Source organism: Clostridium sp. DJ247, assembly GCF_014231265.1.
This window is the reverse complement of sequence record NZ_JABAIW010000033.1, coordinates 1-17,291: the sequence shown is the minus strand read 5'-3', so window position 1 is coordinate 17,291 and position 17,291 is coordinate 1. Positions and strand designations below refer to the sequence as shown.

The following is a 17,291-nucleotide window of genomic DNA, read 5'->3' as shown; positions in this document are numbered from 1 at the left end:
ATTTATAATATTTAATAAAAGGGGGATGTACAGGGTTTCATAAAAATAATCACCAGTATTTCTACCAGTGTTCTGTGAAAGGAAAGTTTTATCTATATATCATTTGTTAAGCTTTTTTATTTAACCTAGAGTATTCTTCATCTTATTAAATTTTTCACTACACAGTTCAATTCTTTTTTCTATGTTATAATTATCTTGTATTAATCCATCTTGAAAACTCATTTCTAATTTATCAATTAATATAGTGCAAGATAACACATAGTTTTGTACTTCTTTTGGTAATTCTTTAAATTTCATCTCTGCTCTCCTTTATATACTCATAGCATAACTAATGCCATTGAAATTTCACATATAACAATTTAACTACATCTATAACCATCCTAATTTCAAATAGTTAGAAGTTAACTTAAACATATAAAATATTAATGGTTATTTAATTAAAAACTAGCGGTTCTATATATTTTAATAATGCTGATTATATGTTTCCTTAAACATCCTTATAACATGCTCAACATCTGTATTTTCATTTCTCTTATTATAAACTTAACCTTAAATATATGATTCCTAGTATAGCCTAACACTTCTTTAAATTTAATTATTTTACTTATAACCTCAGCATCTACGTATGATATTTCAGAGGATGAGATTTGAACTCCTTCACGTATATAATCTATGTTTATATTTTTTGGTTCTATATTTATACTAATATGTCTTAAACGTTCTCTCATCTTCGCTTGCTGTAGTTCTAAAATATTTATTCTATGCTCTAATTTGTCTATTTCCTTTAGTTGTCTATAATACGTATATATTTTATCTTCTGTTTTTTTAAGTGTTTTCTTATTCGTCATTACTCATCCTCCTTTATAGAGTTAACTTACATTTGTTAGTATAGCCATTTAAGCCTCTATAGCTAGTATTCCAAATATACCATCTTTCATACAACAACCCTCATTGTTTCCACCATCTATAATTTACGTCAAAAAACTACTTAAGAAGAGAAAGCCCTAAAACTTCTCTTCTTAAGTAGTTTCCTTGAAGGAATAAACCTGGTATTCTTCCCAAATATGTTCTAAATCAGTAAATGTAGAAGAAATTTTTTCTTTTTCCCTTAAGCCAACTGCTATAATTAAAGCATTTATTACACTTAAAGGTGCAACAAGTGAGTCTACAAAGGATGCCATATTGCTTTGCGCTATTAGAGTATAATCAGCTCTAGCAGCAAGCGGAGATAACAAACTATCAGTAATTGCAACAACTTTTGCATTTCTGCTCTGTGAAAAAGCTAAGGCTTCTATAGTTCTAGCTGCATAACGTGGAAAACCTATTCCTATAACTAAGTCGTCTTCAGTTAAATTAAGCATTTGTTCAAAAGTATCACTAATTCCATAGTTTACTACTTTAACATTATCTAAAATAAGATTTAGATAAAAACCTAAAAATTCAGCAAGAGCAGTAGAACTTCTAAGTCCTATAATATATATTTTTTCAGCTGTAAAAATCCCGTTAACCACATCTTCAAAAGTTTTGTGATTAATTTTTTCTAAAGTTGCTCTTATATTTTCCATATCAGATTTCAAAACACCCTTTAGAGCACTTTCTTCACTAACAAAATCATTTGACAGCTCAATTCTTTGCACAGTGGTAAGCTTGTTTTTTATTAATTCTTGTAAAGCTTTTTGAAGTTTAGGATAACCTGTAAAGCCAAGTTCATTTGCAAATCTAACAACTGTAGATTCACTAACACCAACACTAACACCTAGTTTTGCAGCAGTCATAAAAGCAGCTTTATCATAATGCTTTAAAATATATTCTGCAATTAGCTTTTGTCCTTTACTTAATCTTGGAAACTTAACCTGTATAGTTCTCATCAAATCCTGTTTAGTATTACCCTCATCCATCTTGTTCAATCCTTTCTACCAATCCCCGTATTTATGCAATATTTATTTCATTTTACCATCTATTGAACTATTTTTCAATACAACATTCAATTGCTTATTACTCTTCTTTATAAATATTTATTGTATTTTTACCATTATGTTCAGTTATTCCAAACACAATATCATATTTTCCTAAATTTTTATTCAAAAAATCAACAATTTTATACATATCCTCATACAGTGGAAATTCTTTAGTTGCTATTAATTCTAATTTATCTTTCATAATTTTTCATCAAGCTTTAAAAAACCTAATGAAAATTCACCTCCTATTTTTTTTCTATAACTATTAACAATGGGGGATTGTTATCTCTATTCAAAAAAGAATGAAGTAATACTCCATATTTATTTTTCGGAAGATTCTCTACAAAATTTAATATAGCTTTTTCTTCTTTTTTACCTTCTTCATGACCTCTGTATAATGCTAAAGTAATAATACCTCCATTTTCTAATATTTTTAAACCACATTCTAGGCTTTTTAGAGTAGATTGCCACGTTGTTGTTATGTTTTTATCGCCTCCAGGTAAAAAACCCAAATTATACATAATACAATCTATATTTTCACTTATATATTCATTAAAATTTTCATGGGAATCATTTATTAATAGTACATTATTTTTTTCTTTGGATCTGTATGCATTTACTGCATCACTTTGTATGTCAAAAGAATACACCTTGGAGAAATATGAACAAAGAAAATCAGTATCATATCCATTTCCTAAGGTAGCATCTACTGCAAAGTCAAACTTATTACAAAAATTTTTTACTATATAGTGAGATAAGCTACTTACATCTAAGACATATTTAAACATATTTAAGCTCCTTCATTTTATATGCAAAAAAGTATTATAACCCCTTTATATATTGTATTTCATCATCAGTTAACAATCTCCACTTACCTTTAGGCAGATTTCCAAGTTTTATCTTTCCAATTTGAATTCTTTTTAAACTCAATACTGGATGTTTTATTATTTCACACATCTTTCTTATTTGTCTATTTCGTCCTTCGTGTATTATTATTTGAACTTCTGAGGAATCATTATAACACTTTAGAATTTTAAAGGTAGCAGGAGCTGTAATATAACCATCAATGTCTAAACCCTTTTCAAATTTAAAAATATCTTCTTCAGAGGGTAGCCCCTTAACCAAAGCTATATAAATCTTATTTTTTTCTTCCCTTGGATGTATTATTTTATTATAAACATTTCCGTCGTTAGTTAATAATATTAACCCCGATGTATCATAATCTAACCTTCCAATAGGATACACTCTTTCCTTTATCTCTACTAAATCTAAAATTGTTTTTCTTCCTTTTTCGTCTTTAACTGAAGAAATATACCCTTCTGGTTTATTCAAAGCTATGTATACCTTTTTTTCTTCTGGTTTTATAATTTTTTCATCCACAGTAACTATATCATTAATGATATTTACCTTAAATCCAAGTTCTTTAACTGTTTTTCCATTAACTTTAACACGCCCCTGTGAAATTATCTCCTCACATTTTCTTCTTGAGGCTAAACCACAGGAAGCCATATACTTTTGTAATCTTTCTTCCATTATATCACCTATTGTCGATTTTCTAATTAATAGTACATATTGTAACCTAATTTTTGTATGAAAACAAGCCAATTTATACTTAGCAAGTAAAATTTCTGCAAGTTTTACTACTTAAATAGATAAAATCATAACAATTTACTCATATATTAAAAGAACACTAAGGGAATTAAAGTTCACTTAGTGCTCTTTTAATATTTATATTACTTAATATTTAGATTATATTAAAATCACAAATAATTAAAAAACAAAACTATGTTAGATAAGCTCTCAGCTTGATTTTATTTTCCACCAATTTTAGTTTCTATTTGATTTTTTATTTCTTCTAGTGTTAATCCGTCTGCATATACCTGTGGTACTTTTGTTTTTGTGTCTCCATATCCAAGTACATTCACGCTTTGTCCAGTTATTACCACTGCATCTAAGTTATCATAAAAAGAAGAATTTTCAATGCTGTTTCTATCAAATTCTTTAACTGAATAGCCCTCATTTGATAAATAGTCTTCTAAGTCAGTTAGCCCTTTTTCAATTCCAATTTTTTTCACTACCAACACCTCCAAAATTATTTTTCTCAAAAACTAAAAAGTAATTCATATTTTTTATATAGTTATAAACTTTTTATTTAAAACCCTTTATATATTAAAAAACTTTAAATAAAAAGTTCTAAAATATCCTATAACAATATATTATTTATATAAATATGTTTATTGGTTTCCAGACTTGAAACTTAACTTATACGTAGAAATATGTTGCCAAAACTGAAAGCACATTTAAAAACTTTTTTATCAGTCTTAGTGAAGTGTTTTTGAAAATCTTAGGAGCTTTTATATGGTTGAAAGCCTGAATGGCTTTCAACCAGCGACTTATCAATGGTAATTGATAAGTTGGTCCGGACTGAGGTACGAGTTTATCAAAGATTCTTAGATTTTCATAAACACGAACTTTAGACTGATTAAAAGTTTTTAACGTGCTGAAGTTTGGCAACATATTTCGGAGTATAAGTTAAGTTGACCTGCAGGAACCCTATAGCAAAAATAGGAGGATTTCAGTATGTCTCAATGTCAATTTTTAAGAGAAGAAAAGGGTGATTATTACTGCGATGCAGATAAATCAAGTAAAAGAGGATTATCAGATATGGATTATGTTAACAAATTTTGTTTTGATAAGCATAAGTTTAAGAGCTGTCGTTTATATAAGAGAGTTCTAAAAGGTGAAGATGAATGCTTTTTAACCACTGCCTGTGTTAAATCTAAAGGCTTAGATGATAACTGTTATGAACTAACGTGTTTACGTAAGTTTAGAGACGAATATTTAATGAAGGATAACTTTGGAAGCAATGAAGTAAAAAAATATTATAGCATAGCACCTAAAATTATCGAAAATATTGATAGATTACCAAACTCAAATCTTATTTATAATGACATATATGAAAATCTAATTCTTAAATGTATTAGTTTAATCGAAAAAGATGAAAATGAAGATGCATTTCGATTATATAAAAAAACAATTGAAAAGCTTGAAAAAGAATATATGTAAATTTAAAAGCCTGTATTTCTACAGGCTTTTAATTATTCAACTTCTTGAATACTTATCTGTCTTATATGTTTTGTGTGACTCCATTCCTTATTGTTCTTATCCATTATTCCTTGTATAGTTATTGGTATCCATGTTAAAGTATATATTCCATACATTAAATACCAAATAAATATCTTAAGTGAATACTTTTTATCTATTATATACAGAGCTATAATAAATACTCCTATGTAAGTAATCTTTCCTAATGACACTTCTATAGATGTTGGCGGGTTTACAGGATCATTAAATATATTAAACAATATAATCACATTTAGCGAATATAATGCAAATACTGCAAACATTTTTTTAGAAAGCTTACTTTCTAAAAGCAGGATTAGTGGTGTAAACATAAATTGAGCTATACTAAAGACCTTCCATGCATGAGGAAAATATTGATCTATAGTAAATATATCTAATCCTCCTGTATTACTTTGTAAAAGAGTCAATATAGCAGATATACCTATTAACAATATGATAAAAGGCTGTATAGTATATAGAGCACAATCCAAAGCAGTGAAATTTCTTTCTTTTATGCCCTTTTTTAGAAGCTTAAAGAAAAACCTTGAAGCAACATCAGTAAACCCTTGCATCCATCTCTTTCTTTGATTCCATGACTGCTTTAACGTTAGCGGTTTTTCATCATAAACTATAGCATTGTGTGCCCACCCAACCTTATATCCATTCAAAACAAGTTTACATGTAAATTCTAAATCCTCTGTTAAGCAGGTAGCACCCCAACCAAGCTTCTTTAATATATCAACATCCATACAAAAACCAGTTCCTCCAATTTGATTAGATAGTCCTAAATTTGCTCTAGACAATTGGAAAAGTCTATTTGCTGTCCAAAAGGATATAGAATAGGACTGAGTAATCCATGAATCATTAGGATTTTTACTATCTATATATCCTTGAACTACCTTATATCCCTGTGACAACTTGTAATTCATTTCTTTTAGAAAGTTCTTAGAAACTAAGTTATCCGCATCAAAAATAGCTATTGCATCGTAATGCTTATTCATTCTAAAAATTCTATCAAACATCCATTCTAATGCATAACCTTTTCCTCTTTTATCTTGTACTTTCCTTTGGTACACATTAACATCATAGCTACTTGCTATACTTGCAGTGTTATCATCACAGTTATCTGCAACGATAAAAATATCATACATTTCCTTTGGATAATCTAAATCTTTCAAACTTTCTATAATCTTACCTATAACCGTTTCTTCATTATGAGCAGCTACTATTAATGCAAACCTCTTTCCTTGAACACTGCTCTCTGCCCCCTTGTCTTCTCTTTTATAAAGACCAAATAAAGAAAGAATCAAGTAATACATGGTTATGGTAAATACAGCAATCTGAAAAATAAATGTTGAATTATGAATAAATGTAGAATTAAAAATAAACTCCTTCATAAAAAAACCCTTTCTATATGTTATTGTAAATTATTTTATAAATTATCTTATACAAGATACTGTATATCATAATATCATATATTTTTCATGTTAGTCTATATTTCGTAAAATTCTGATTTTAGCAGCTTATTTTTCCATGTAATCCTTACCATAACAACTATTAGTTAATGAATAATTAATAGTTATTATATTAACTAATAGTTGTTATGATATATATTCTTAATACTTATTAGTCTAAATATATAATTATGATATAATTTATTTATGTAAAAGATATTATTCTCTTTTATACTATACATACATTAATTTAACCAAATATCAATAATATATAATAAATTCCTTCAATTAATTTAGAAAGGGTGTTGTTAACGATGAATAATATAATTGACTGTAAGGGATTAAATTGTCCTATACCTGTAATCAACACAAAAAAATATTTTGATTCTATTAGTAAAGGTGAGGCTACTGTTATAGTAGATAACGAAGTAGCAAAAAATAATATAGTTAAATTTGCACAAAGTAATAACTTTAAAAGCACTATAGATAAAAATAATGATTTGTATTATATTACTATAAATAAGGAAACTATAAATAGTTTATCTAAGGAAACTAATGATAAAAAGCTAGTAATATTAATAACTAATGACAAGCTTGGATTAGGAGATGATACTTTAGGTACTACTTTAATGAAAAGCTATTTATACGCTTTATCTGAGAGTAACTCTATGCCATCTGACTTAATGTTCTTAAATGCTGGAGTTAAACTTGCAACTGATGGATCAGACTGCATATCGAGCATAAAAAAACTAGAGGAAAGAGGAGTTAACATACTTAGCTGTGGAACTTGCCTAGATTACTACAATTTGAAAGATAAGCTGAGGGTGGGAGAAATCACTAATATGTACATAATAGTAGAAAAAATGAATTCTGCTGATAACTCAATAAAAATATAACAGCTAAAATTAAATATTATTTAGAACTAAAAAACTGTTTAACTTTCCATAAAATTAAACAGTTTTTTAGTTCTACAATATAAACTTAATATTATATTAAACTGTACAAAAATTTTACTACTATAGGAGCTATTAGCACGGTAATGAGTCCGGCAACTCCTATGGAAAGACTACTCATAGCACCTTCTGTTTCTCCTAATTCAATGGCTTTTGCTGTACCAACAGCATGGGAAGAAGTTCCAAGAGCCACCCCTATAGCTACTTTATCCTTTATTCTAAAAATTTTAAAAACAGCAGGGCCTATTATGGATCCAATTATACCTGTTATTATTATAGCGGCTACAGTAATGGATGGAATTCCTCCTAATTGCTTTGAAACCTCAACTCCAATTGGTGTAGTTATAGATTTAGGAATCATCGAAACATCAATAGGCTTGGTTAACCCAAATAAACGACATAAGAATATTATAGTTATAATTCCACCTAAAGTACCTAAGGTAATCCCTGCAAATATTGGTATTGCATATTCTTTTAAAAGTTTAATTTTCTTATAAAGCGGTACAGCCAATACTACGGTTGCCGGAGATAAAAAGAATGTTATGAACTGTCCACCTTTATCATAATCTGACACGCTTATATTAAGATACTTTAAAGATATCATTACTAGAATTATTCCTATTAAAAGCGGATTCAAAATAGCTAATTTTGTTTTTTTATAAATAATACAACCTATCTCAAAAGCTATTAGCGAAACCATTATAGCGAATAACGGTGTAGATATTAAATCTTTCATAGACTTCAACTCCTCTTAAATAATTGAACTGTTATTCCAGTAATAGCCATAACAACAACTGTAGATATAACCACTATAAGAATTAAATATTGCCAACAATCTTTTATAGTACTTACACTTGTAATAAGACCAACACCAGCTGGAACGAAGAAGAAGGACAAGTGATCCAACAGGAAATTACTTATATCTTCTACTAATTCTAATTTGATAACTCTAGAGCATAGTAGAATTAATAATAATATCATACCAAGCACATTACCCGGTATAGTTAAGTTAAAAACCCTTCTAAGCAATTCACCTAGGAAGCAAATTAGAAGTACAATTGCAAATTGCCTTATCATTTTCATAGTTAACCCTCTTTTCTAAATAAAGTTCTTATTAATAAATATACACCTTTTTTTCGACTTTGGAGTATTTTTAAGAAAAAATAAAATATAAAAAAAATTCCGCTAATTCCAAATGATTTTAAAAACGTGTTACTAGAAAAGTTAAATTAACTTTAATATATTCTCCTCGAAAAGTTTTTTAATCTATTTGTCAATTATTTTCTCCCAAAACATACTATTAATGAATTATTGCATGCAATATAATAATATTTAAAGTTTTTAAATGAAATATTGACATTTATTTAAATTAATATATACTATACACGTAAAACTATAATTATAATAATTTTTTCAACTTATCCACTGGACTGTCAGCCCTAATACTCCATCTTCTACAAGGGGGAGTTAAGAGCTGCTACGCTCTGGATTGGTTCAATTATAATAATTTTTAAATAAGAGGAGATACCAATGAAACAGCATTCACTTTCAAGAACAGAATTACTAGTTGGAAAAGAAGCTTTAGAGAAACTTCAGCAAAGTAAGGTAGTAGTACTAGGCTTAGGAGGTGTTGGAAGCTTTGCTCTAGAAGCATTAGTTAGAGCAGGTGTTGGACATCTAATTTTAGTTGACGATGACACTATCTGTCTTACAAATATAAACAGACAAATACATGCTACCTTTGATACTATTGGTAAACCTAAAGTATCAGTATTAAAGGAAAGAGTTATGCAAATTAATCGTAATTGTAAAGTAGACATTTATCAAACATTTATCAAAGAGGATAACATAAGCGATTTAATACCTTTAGATACAGATTACGTTATTGATGCTATCGACACAGTATCTTCAAAACTGTCTTTAGTAGTTTGGTGTAAGAATCACAATATAAATATAATAAGCTGTATGGGAACAGGTAACAAATTAGATCCTACCCAATTTAAAATAGCCGATATATATGATACTAAGATATGTCCATTAGCAAAAGTAATGAGATCTGAACTTAAAAAAAGAGGTATAAAAAGTTTAAAAGTGTTATATTCTGAAGAAACTCCATTAAAACCAAAATTAGAAGAAGTTATAACATGCAAGGAAGGCTGCGTATGTTCTAGCGGCTCCAAAAAATGCACTGCAAAAAGACAAATTCCAGGCAGTATCTCATTTGTTCCACCAGTTGCAGGAATGATAATCGGCGGAGAGGTTATTAAGGATATTATATCAAGATAATTATGGGAAAAATTAATAGAAAAACACAGAATAGATTAATATAAATCTCCTGTGTTTTTTATTTTTAAATGAAATAAATCAAATATAAGTATATATTTAATGATTTATACATGAGTAAGTGGCTCTATAGATGAAAGTAAGAAAGTTGAAAACCTATCTAAATCATCTTCATTCTCAAAGGTTCCTTGAGCTTTCTTAGCATTTCCTCCACCTTTACCATTAAACTCTTTAATATTTGCCTTAAACAAGCCTCCACAGTTAACATCATACTTACTATTGTTCTGGAATATTATCTTGTTATCTAATGAAGAAGTTATTATTACTATATATTCTTCTTTTTCTAAAGCTGACACAATTAACTGAACATCTTCAAAACTTTTATCATTATACTTTTTAAAAATAGTAGAATAACTCACCTGGTTAACTAATTGTGCTGCTTCTATTTCTGCAAGCTTTTTCTTTAATTTCACTAATTCCTTCTTTATGCTATCAGCTTGAGAAATCTGATTTTCAATTGTTTCTATTAAATTATACTCGTCAGATGAAAAACTTCTAGTTAGCTTCGAAACTACTTCATGCTTATGTTGAAAATCTTTAAGAGCTCTATTACCACACTTAAAGTATATTCTAGTCATACCTTTATATCTTTCAGTCTTTATAATTTTTATTAGACCTACTTCTCCTGTTCTCAATACATGAGTTCCACAACAAGCACAGCAGTCAATATCCTTTGCCTCTACAATTCTTATATCTTCATCCACATTTATACTTTTTCTTAAAGGAAACTTTGAAATTTCTTCCTTAGAAACTATACAGGTATTTATTTCTTGATTTCTAAAAATATAATTATTTACTTCAGCTTCAATGTTTCTAACCATTTCCTCTGTTATAGTTTCAATATCAATGTCTAAGGTTACATACTCTTCTCCTAGGTGGAAGCCTTTGTTATTTCCTTTATATAACTTATAAATTGCACCAGCTAAAAGATGTTCACCTGAGTGCTGCTGCATTAGGTCAAAGCGTCTGTTAAAATCAATACTGCAAAATACTTTTTTATTTTCAGGAGCCTTCTCCAATACATGATAAATTACCTCGTTGTCTTCATATACATCTAAGACTTTTATGTTATCAATTTTACCCAAATCACAAGGTTGACCACCACCTTCTGGATAAAATGGAGTTTTATCTAATACCACAATGATTTTTCCATTGTCACAAAAACTTTGAACAATTTCAGCCTCACATTCTTTTAAATAGGGATTCTCATAAAATAATTTTTCTGTCATACTTAAATAGCTCCTTTCATATCCTTGGTTTTAAATTTCTATTAGCTTTCAACTAATAATATCGAATTTATTTTTCTAACGCTTATATTATAACACATTCCATATTTTGCTACACAATATTTTAAAAATAACCTTGTTAAACCATTGACTAGTAGTAAATACGGTAATACGCTGTGTGAAATAAATTAAATTTAACTTATACGTAGGAATATGCTGCCAAAACTGATGGCACTTTTAAAAACTTTTTTATTAGTCTTAGTGAAGTGTTTTTGAAAATCTTAGGAGCTTTTATATGGTTGAAAGCCTGAATGGCTTTCAACGAGCGACTTATCAATGGTAATTGATAAGTTGGTCCGGACTGAGGTACGAGTTTATCAAAGGTTCTTTATATTATTATGAAACTCCTCTTCCTTTCGTCAGAGGAGTAAGCGATTCGCGCAAAATCACAGATTTTGGCTCTCTGCTTAAACACGAACTTTAGACTAATTAAAAGTTTTTAACGTGCCGAAGTTTGGCAGCATATTCCGGAGTATAAGTTAAATTTCGGGCAGGGTAATCTATATTTAACTTATCTGTTCCAAAATAGACATGAAACAAACATTCCACTTATTAATACTCCAAATACAGTCTCAAACATTACAAGTATACGCACCAAAGTAGAATTAGGTAAAATATCTCCATATCCTAAAGTTGTTATAGTTACAGCACTAAAATACATAAAGTTCCAAACAGGATATTTGAAACTTCCACCAGCCACTCCTTTTAGAATTATAGGACTATCATCTAAAAAAGACACAGAGTTTTCTACAAGATTTGTAAAGTAAAAATTTAAGGGATAATAGTAGTTATCTTGAAATAATTCTTTTTCTAATATAGGATAGTTTTTTATCCATATAGTGAGAGTTCCTACTTGATTTAAAAGTTTTTTATCTGACTTTTTGTATAGGAAATATTTTGTATTAACATCTACATCACTTACCTTATAAAAAGATATAACTAATTTATAAGCAGGAAGCTTATTATTTATACTTTGTTGGCTGGAACTATCTATTTTCATATGAGTAATGCCTTTATTCTGTAATAATAAAAAGTAATAATTAGCCCATATTTCTCCTAAGGGATTTTCTAATGCAAATGGGTAAAGATTATTGTTACCATTCGGCAGCTTTACCACAGGTCTTTTATATTCTTCTGAAGTAATTAGATCTCTTATAGCTTGGTCAAATTCTTTATTATATATATTAATTTTAAGTTTTCGCTTAAAAACATTAACCTTTGTTTTCATATTAATGTCATTTTCAAAAATAAAAAATTCGCCTGATGACCTATTTGCTATTCTCCAATAAGCTAATCCGAAAACTATCAATGCACTTACATATATAGCTGCCAGCATAGTTAACAATGTTATTTTTCTAACTCTATATAAAACCATAAAAGTTCTCATAAAAGTCTCCTAATTTTTATTTTTTAAGCATTCATAGTTCTTATTTAATTTTATTAATTAAATAAGAATCCTATGCTTAAGCATAAAAAATTATTATAATCAGCTTTTTACATTAGCAACTATTATAGACTTTAATAACTATTATAAACTTTTAGGTTTTATATAAAGATAAGAGTATTAGAGCGGGTAGTCATCGGATAAAAATTTATTAATTAGATATTACGTATTACTTTCCCAGTTCATCCATAATTCTTTTTGCAAGAAGATCTGCATCTATATTATCATCTACTTCAATTGAAATTACCTGACTAAGACCAGATGCTTCACCGGTTACATATACTATCTCTCCTGAAGTATTACCTACTTTTCTTACCACTATAGCTTGATCACCTTTAACTATATTGGCATTTTTACCCTTTTCAACACTTATACTAAAGTTATCTGTAAACTCAATTTTTTGTCCAATTTTATATTTCATAGTTTGTACTCCTTAAACTCATACTACTGAATATCTATTTTTAACTATATTAGACATATTCTTCTCATATTATAGTATATACGTTTTTTTATAATTTTCATATTATTTTTATATTATTTAATAATCTACTGAAGTTTGTTATAAGGAATAATATTTCCTTTATAGTGAAAAGATATTTTTAGTTATGTTTATAGAAAGAAAGGAGAACCTATATGAAAATTGAAGCCTTTTTTAGCGGAATAAAGAATGCTAATGAAGCCGTAAGCAAATTAAAAGGTGAAGGATTTAAAAATGCTGTAGCGGATATAAATGATCACTTTGTTGATTTTACCAATAATGATGCTGAATCTAAGTTTCCTGGAAGCGAACACGTTACAAATCAAAGCTTTCTAGTGTTAAACTCAGGACAACGTGCTGACGATCCTTCACAAAGACCACTAGACGCAGCAAGCCCTATGGTAAGCGGTATGGGAAAATTCGAAGAAATTGCTGATGTTAACTATAAGGTAATTGTTAACGTAGAAGCAAATGAAGAGGATAGAGCTAAGCAAATACTCAAAGAACTTGGTGGAGACTTAGAAAATCCTAATCTAAATTTACCAAATAGCTTAGAGGATATAACCCCCAAAATAGGAGATGCAGATATCTAGATTATATATTGGTATTTGTGTAAAATTACTGCTTTTACTTTCAAAGGTGGTAATTTTACACTATATATCTAAATTCTTAATTACATTTTATTTCAATAATTTTAGCCACTATTTTCTTATCTTTTATATCAATTAAGGCAACGCTTGTAGGTAACTTAAAACGTTTTAATCCAGCTATTCATAAATACACTCCTTAATCTAGGTATTCATATGTATACATTATAACTATAAATAAAATAACAATTTACAAAAATAATTTATCTTTTTACAGTAAATAATTAGCTAAACAAAGATATACAGCATAAATTAAAGAGTAAATTAGTTATTTTGTTTTTTTAGCCTAATACATTTATAATAGCACAATATTGAAATTGAAATACGGTAATTTATACTATATAATAAATGTAATATTATCATATAAAGTATTTTATAAAAAAATCCTAATTTAAAAATAAACACTAAAAAATATAGTTAGAATTAAGGTGGTATTATGAGTAAGAGTGAAGAATTTATAAAAAGAGAAAAAGAGTATTTTGGCAAAATATATGTGGACTTAACCTATGCTATTGACAACGTGTCACCATTTATCAGTGATAAAGATTTAAATAGCAGAAAATACGTAACTAAGCTTCCTTTATTAAAAAAATATATAGAATTAATAGAAGCAGCAGAATCTGAACTTAATAAAAAAAGTTCTTTTTCAAAGTTATTTGATCAGGATAAATATATAGACCTTTTAAATTCATACAAAACAGATAACGAAGAAACCTTAACTCAATTAGAAAACTGTAGTAAGTGTGTTTACAAAAATTCCATGGAGTCTAAATTTGATGGCTGCTTAGCTTGTAAACCTAAATCAAGAATCGTATACTGTGATAATAAAAAAATCAATGTAAGAACATATGATAACTGGTCTCTAGATTTAACTAACGACAGAACTGGTGAATTGGACAAATATAAAGCCTTAGCAACTCTTCAGGATATAGAATTAGATCAAAAATATATCATTATTGAAAATTACAGAACAAAAGAAAAATTTATATTATATTATTATCCTGGAATCAGCGAAGATAGCTACGGAGAAATTTCAAATCCTGAAGAATTTGATTATATAGTATCTATATATCAAGGGGTAGAATAAAAAAGAGAGTTCTTACTCTCTTTTTTATTGATATACAATCTTAAGCTTCACTAGAAATAAACTGATTAGTTTCTTCGTTGTATATATAGTCTATAAACTTCAATTTGTTTATAATATCTTCATTTTCTATTTCATAATCGTCACATAACATGTCTAAAGTATTAAATTCATCTCTTAACTTAGTATTTATCCAGCTTAGCAATATATATGGATCCATAGCTAATATTTTTTTGTTATCCATAGTATCTCCTCATTTAAATATATTTTTATATCATAACTACTCGCTTTAAAACTCACTCTGATTCAAGTTTCACTTTATTTCAATTGCAACATTTTGTTCCACAAATCAGGAAAAGCTTTTTTTAAATTAATTATTTTGAAATTATTGTTTATAAAAGTTTGAGTGGTTTTACCCTTAGCTAAAGTTTTTCCATCTGCTTCTCTTATAACGTCATAGCTAAACACTACTTTCACAGGACTTAGTTCTTCTATGTATGTTTTGATTATTATATCATCCTCATATTTTGCACCTTCATGGTATTTACAGTATGTTTCCATAATAGGCATCATTATGCCTTGATTTTCCATATCACGGTAACTTATACCTAGTTTTGTAATAAAGTCACCTCTCCCTACTTCAAACCATGCATAATAATTAGAATGATGAACTATTCCCATTTGGTCTGTTTCAACATATCTTACTTTCAATTTACTTTCAGAAATATACATTGTGGTTTCACCCTCTTAATCTTTATATCATATAAGATTATTTTACTATTATTTAAATTTTTGTCTATACAAAATACTGGTATTTATTATTTTCATTAGCAATATATAGTTAGCTGATTTTAAATATTTAATATGAAAACTTAATGAACTGATTTTTAAGTATTACTCTTATAAGAGTTTAGACATAAAGAAACTATTACTATATTTCAATATGCGTGATAAAAACTTTATAAAAAAACTTAAAAACCTGTATTACTAAGCTTTAACACAGGTTTTGTCTATGAATTAGTTACAATTTAGCTCTTCAATTAAATTAATTTTACATAAAGACACAAGAATATTGTTATCAATGATTACAAAGCCTCTTCCAACTTTAGTTATAGGTTTATTATTAATATATCTAAATTCACCAGTACCCATTGTTTGTATAAGCACCCTTCTATCAATCATAGAATTAAGATACTTTTCAATACCTTCACACTTAAGATTATAACTATTGTCAGTATTTATGGTATCATATTGACTAAAATTAATTACAGATAGTATATTTGTTTTAATTGCAACAATTTCACAAATAGGTACTATGATTAATCTATTTTTTCGGGTTTTAAGTTTAATAATACTATTCTCCACAGAAACAACCAAAGAATTTGTAATTAGTCCTCTATCAGCATCATTTATTGATAGACTAATGTTTTCATTAACTAGTTGTTGAAAAATACTTTCTAATGCATTGATATTCTGCATACAGCATCCACTTACATAATTAAATTCACTAGATGTACTGTTATCTACGGATGATTGGTTGGTATTTGAAAGACTTTTATCTAAGGTTTCACTTAAACTACTATTTTCTGAAGCTAATGATTTATTTGCTTCATCTGTGTTAGAGCTTTTGGCATTTTCACTATTGTCTGATAGGTTTTTTTCATCACTATTGGTATTAACATTATTATCATTGGTTTCATTAGGTGAGTCTTTTACCGTTGTTTGTGTTGAATCATTACTTTGTAATGCTGAATTTTCCTCTGACAAGTTTTTTTCTGTATTTGTGTTGTTAGATAACTGATTTTCACCACTATTTAAATATGCATCGTTATTAGTTAAAGGTGAATTATTGTCCTCCGTCATTGATTTTACCTCACCTTCTTTCAAGTTATTTTTATTATTATAATTTAAGTTACTATTCTGTGGTTCAGACATTGATGTATCTTTGCTATCACTGACCTTTTGCGTACTACTATCTGTTGATCTTGTTTCATTTGATTTAGGAGTATTATTAGAAGCTTTTACATTGTCACTATTTTTCAATTTATTATTCTCTACAACTTTTGTATCACTAATTTTTGGGCTAGTGCTACTTGCTGGGGACTTGTTGTCATTAGTTTTAGGTTTAGTACTATTTCGAGGTTGTGATTTACCATCACTGAGCTTTGCTGCATTACCCCCTCCTCCTAACTTATTATCATTTGTTTTGGAATTAGAGCTAGTTGTAGGTTTAGTATTATTTTGAGATTGTGATTTATCATCTCTGAGCTTTGCTGCATTACCCCCTCCTCCTAACTTATTATCATTTGTTTTAGAATTGGAGTTAGTTGTAGGTTTAATATTATTTTGAGATTGTGATTTACCATCACTGAGCTTTGCAGTATTACCTCCTCCTCCTAACTTATTATCATTTGTTTTAGAATTGGAGTTAGTTGTAGGTTTAGTATTATTTTGAGATTGTGATTTACCATCACTGAGCTTTGCAGTATTACCTCCTCCTCCTAACTTATTATCATTTGTT

Annotated in this window: 21 protein-coding genes; 5 read left to right on the top strand and 16 right to left on the bottom strand. The window is 28.1% G+C overall.

From position 1 onward, the window contains the following. Positions 1–120 precede the first annotated feature (120 nt). From HGI79_RS13780 to HGI79_RS13750, 7 genes are all read right to left on the bottom strand, one after another. On the bottom strand, positions 121–297 hold the full coding sequence (locus tag HGI79_RS13780; RefSeq protein WP_185651273.1) for a hypothetical protein: 177 nt from the start codon (positions 295–297) through the stop codon (positions 121–123). A 200-nt stretch (positions 298–497) separates the two neighbouring features. After that, positions 498–848, bottom strand: coding sequence for a hypothetical protein (locus HGI79_RS13775; protein WP_185651272.1), 351 nt, complete (start codon positions 846–848; stop codon positions 498–500). Between the two features lie 171 nt (positions 849–1,019). Continuing rightward, a complete protein-coding gene (locus HGI79_RS13770; RefSeq protein WP_185651271.1) occupies positions 1,020–1,898 on the bottom strand; it encodes a MurR/RpiR family transcriptional regulator in 879 nt (292 codons plus the stop codon). 97 nt (positions 1,899–1,995) lie between these two features. Then, the gene (locus HGI79_RS13765) at positions 1,996–2,160 is read right to left on the bottom strand and encodes a YpmA family protein (RefSeq protein WP_185651270.1); all 165 of its coding nucleotides are present in this window, start codon (positions 2,158–2,160) and stop codon (positions 1,996–1,998) included. A gap of 43 nt (positions 2,161–2,203) precedes the next feature. Beyond that, a complete protein-coding gene (locus HGI79_RS13760; protein ID WP_185651269.1) occupies positions 2,204–2,746 on the bottom strand; it encodes a class I SAM-dependent methyltransferase in 543 nt (180 codons plus the stop codon). A gap of 34 nt (positions 2,747–2,780) precedes the next feature. After that, complete coding sequence (locus tag HGI79_RS13755; RefSeq protein ID WP_185651268.1) at positions 2,781–3,491, bottom strand: pseudouridine synthase; 711 nt, start codon at positions 3,489–3,491, stop codon at positions 2,781–2,783. 278 nt (positions 3,492–3,769) lie between these two features. After that, on the bottom strand, positions 3,770–4,033 hold the full coding sequence (locus tag HGI79_RS13750) for a YkuS family protein (RefSeq protein WP_185651267.1): 264 nt from the start codon (positions 4,031–4,033) through the stop codon (positions 3,770–3,772). 505 nt (positions 4,034–4,538) lie between these two features. Here HGI79_RS13750 and HGI79_RS13745 point away from each other — a divergent pair. Then, positions 4,539–5,024, top strand: a complete 486-nt coding sequence (locus tag HGI79_RS13745; protein ID WP_185651266.1) for a CFI-box-CTERM domain-containing protein — start codon at positions 4,539–4,541, stop codon at positions 5,022–5,024. A gap of 32 nt (positions 5,025–5,056) precedes the next feature. Here the strand turns inward: HGI79_RS13745 and HGI79_RS13740 are convergent, their stop codons facing one another. Continuing rightward, positions 5,057–6,478: a glycosyltransferase family 2 protein gene (locus HGI79_RS13740; RefSeq protein WP_185651265.1), complete on the bottom strand. Its 1,422-nt coding sequence runs from the start codon at positions 6,476–6,478 to the stop codon at positions 5,057–5,059. A gap of 371 nt (positions 6,479–6,849) precedes the next feature. On the opposite strand from HGI79_RS13740, the gene yedF reads away from it, so the two are divergent. Next, positions 6,850–7,431 (top strand): sulfurtransferase-like selenium metabolism protein YedF, encoded by a 582-nt coding sequence (gene yedF / locus HGI79_RS13735; protein WP_185651264.1) that lies wholly within the window; start codon positions 6,850–6,852, stop codon positions 7,429–7,431. Positions 7,432–7,522: 91 nt separating this feature from the next. Here yedF and HGI79_RS13730 read toward each other — a convergent pair whose 3' ends face one another. Continuing rightward, positions 7,523–8,224 (bottom strand): LrgB family protein, encoded by a 702-nt coding sequence (locus tag HGI79_RS13730; RefSeq protein ID WP_185651263.1) that lies wholly within the window; start codon positions 8,222–8,224, stop codon positions 7,523–7,525. Between the two features lie 5 nt (positions 8,225–8,229). Continuing rightward, the gene (locus HGI79_RS13725) at positions 8,230–8,571 is read right to left on the bottom strand and encodes a CidA/LrgA family protein (RefSeq protein ID WP_185651262.1); all 342 of its coding nucleotides are present in this window, start codon (positions 8,569–8,571) and stop codon (positions 8,230–8,232) included. Between the two features lie 447 nt (positions 8,572–9,018). Here HGI79_RS13725 and HGI79_RS13720 point away from each other — a divergent pair, with 447 nt between their 5' ends. Next, entirely contained in the window at positions 9,019–9,774 is a 756-nt protein-coding gene (locus HGI79_RS13720; protein ID WP_185651261.1) for a ThiF family adenylyltransferase, read from the top strand. 104 nt (positions 9,775–9,878) lie between these two features. Here the strand turns inward: HGI79_RS13720 and HGI79_RS13715 are convergent, their stop codons facing one another. From HGI79_RS13715 to HGI79_RS13705, 3 genes are all read right to left on the bottom strand, one after another. Next, the gene (locus tag HGI79_RS13715; RefSeq protein ID WP_185651260.1) at positions 9,879–11,060 is read right to left on the bottom strand and encodes an alanyl-tRNA editing protein; all 1,182 of its coding nucleotides are present in this window, start codon (positions 11,058–11,060) and stop codon (positions 9,879–9,881) included. Positions 11,061–11,628: 568 nt separating this feature from the next. After that, complete coding sequence (locus HGI79_RS13710; RefSeq protein WP_185651259.1) at positions 11,629–12,504, bottom strand: potassium channel family protein; 876 nt, start codon at positions 12,502–12,504, stop codon at positions 11,629–11,631. A gap of 226 nt (positions 12,505–12,730) precedes the next feature. Continuing rightward, on the bottom strand, positions 12,731–12,982 hold the full coding sequence (locus HGI79_RS13705) for a hypothetical protein (protein WP_185651258.1): 252 nt from the start codon (positions 12,980–12,982) through the stop codon (positions 12,731–12,733). Between the two features lie 212 nt (positions 12,983–13,194). On the opposite strand from HGI79_RS13705, the gene HGI79_RS13700 reads away from it, so the two are divergent. Then, positions 13,195–13,632, top strand: a complete 438-nt coding sequence (locus HGI79_RS13700; protein WP_185651257.1) for a hypothetical protein — start codon at positions 13,195–13,197, stop codon at positions 13,630–13,632. Between the two features lie 490 nt (positions 13,633–14,122). Beyond that, complete coding sequence (locus HGI79_RS13695) at positions 14,123–14,773, top strand: DUF1292 domain-containing protein (RefSeq protein WP_185651256.1); 651 nt, start codon at positions 14,123–14,125, stop codon at positions 14,771–14,773. A gap of 40 nt (positions 14,774–14,813) precedes the next feature. Here HGI79_RS13695 and HGI79_RS13690 read toward each other — a convergent pair whose 3' ends face one another. From HGI79_RS13690 to HGI79_RS13680, 3 genes are all read right to left on the bottom strand, one after another. Continuing rightward, the gene (locus HGI79_RS13690) at positions 14,814–15,014 is read right to left on the bottom strand and encodes a DUF4250 domain-containing protein (protein ID WP_185651255.1); all 201 of its coding nucleotides are present in this window, start codon (positions 15,012–15,014) and stop codon (positions 14,814–14,816) included. Between the two features lie 74 nt (positions 15,015–15,088). Then, positions 15,089–15,502, bottom strand: coding sequence for a thioesterase family protein (locus HGI79_RS13685; RefSeq protein ID WP_185651254.1), 414 nt, complete (start codon positions 15,500–15,502; stop codon positions 15,089–15,091). Between the two features lie 285 nt (positions 15,503–15,787). Further along, positions 15,788–17,291: hypothetical protein (locus tag HGI79_RS13680; RefSeq protein ID WP_185651253.1), on the bottom strand; the 1,504-nt coding region annotated here is incomplete at its 5' end.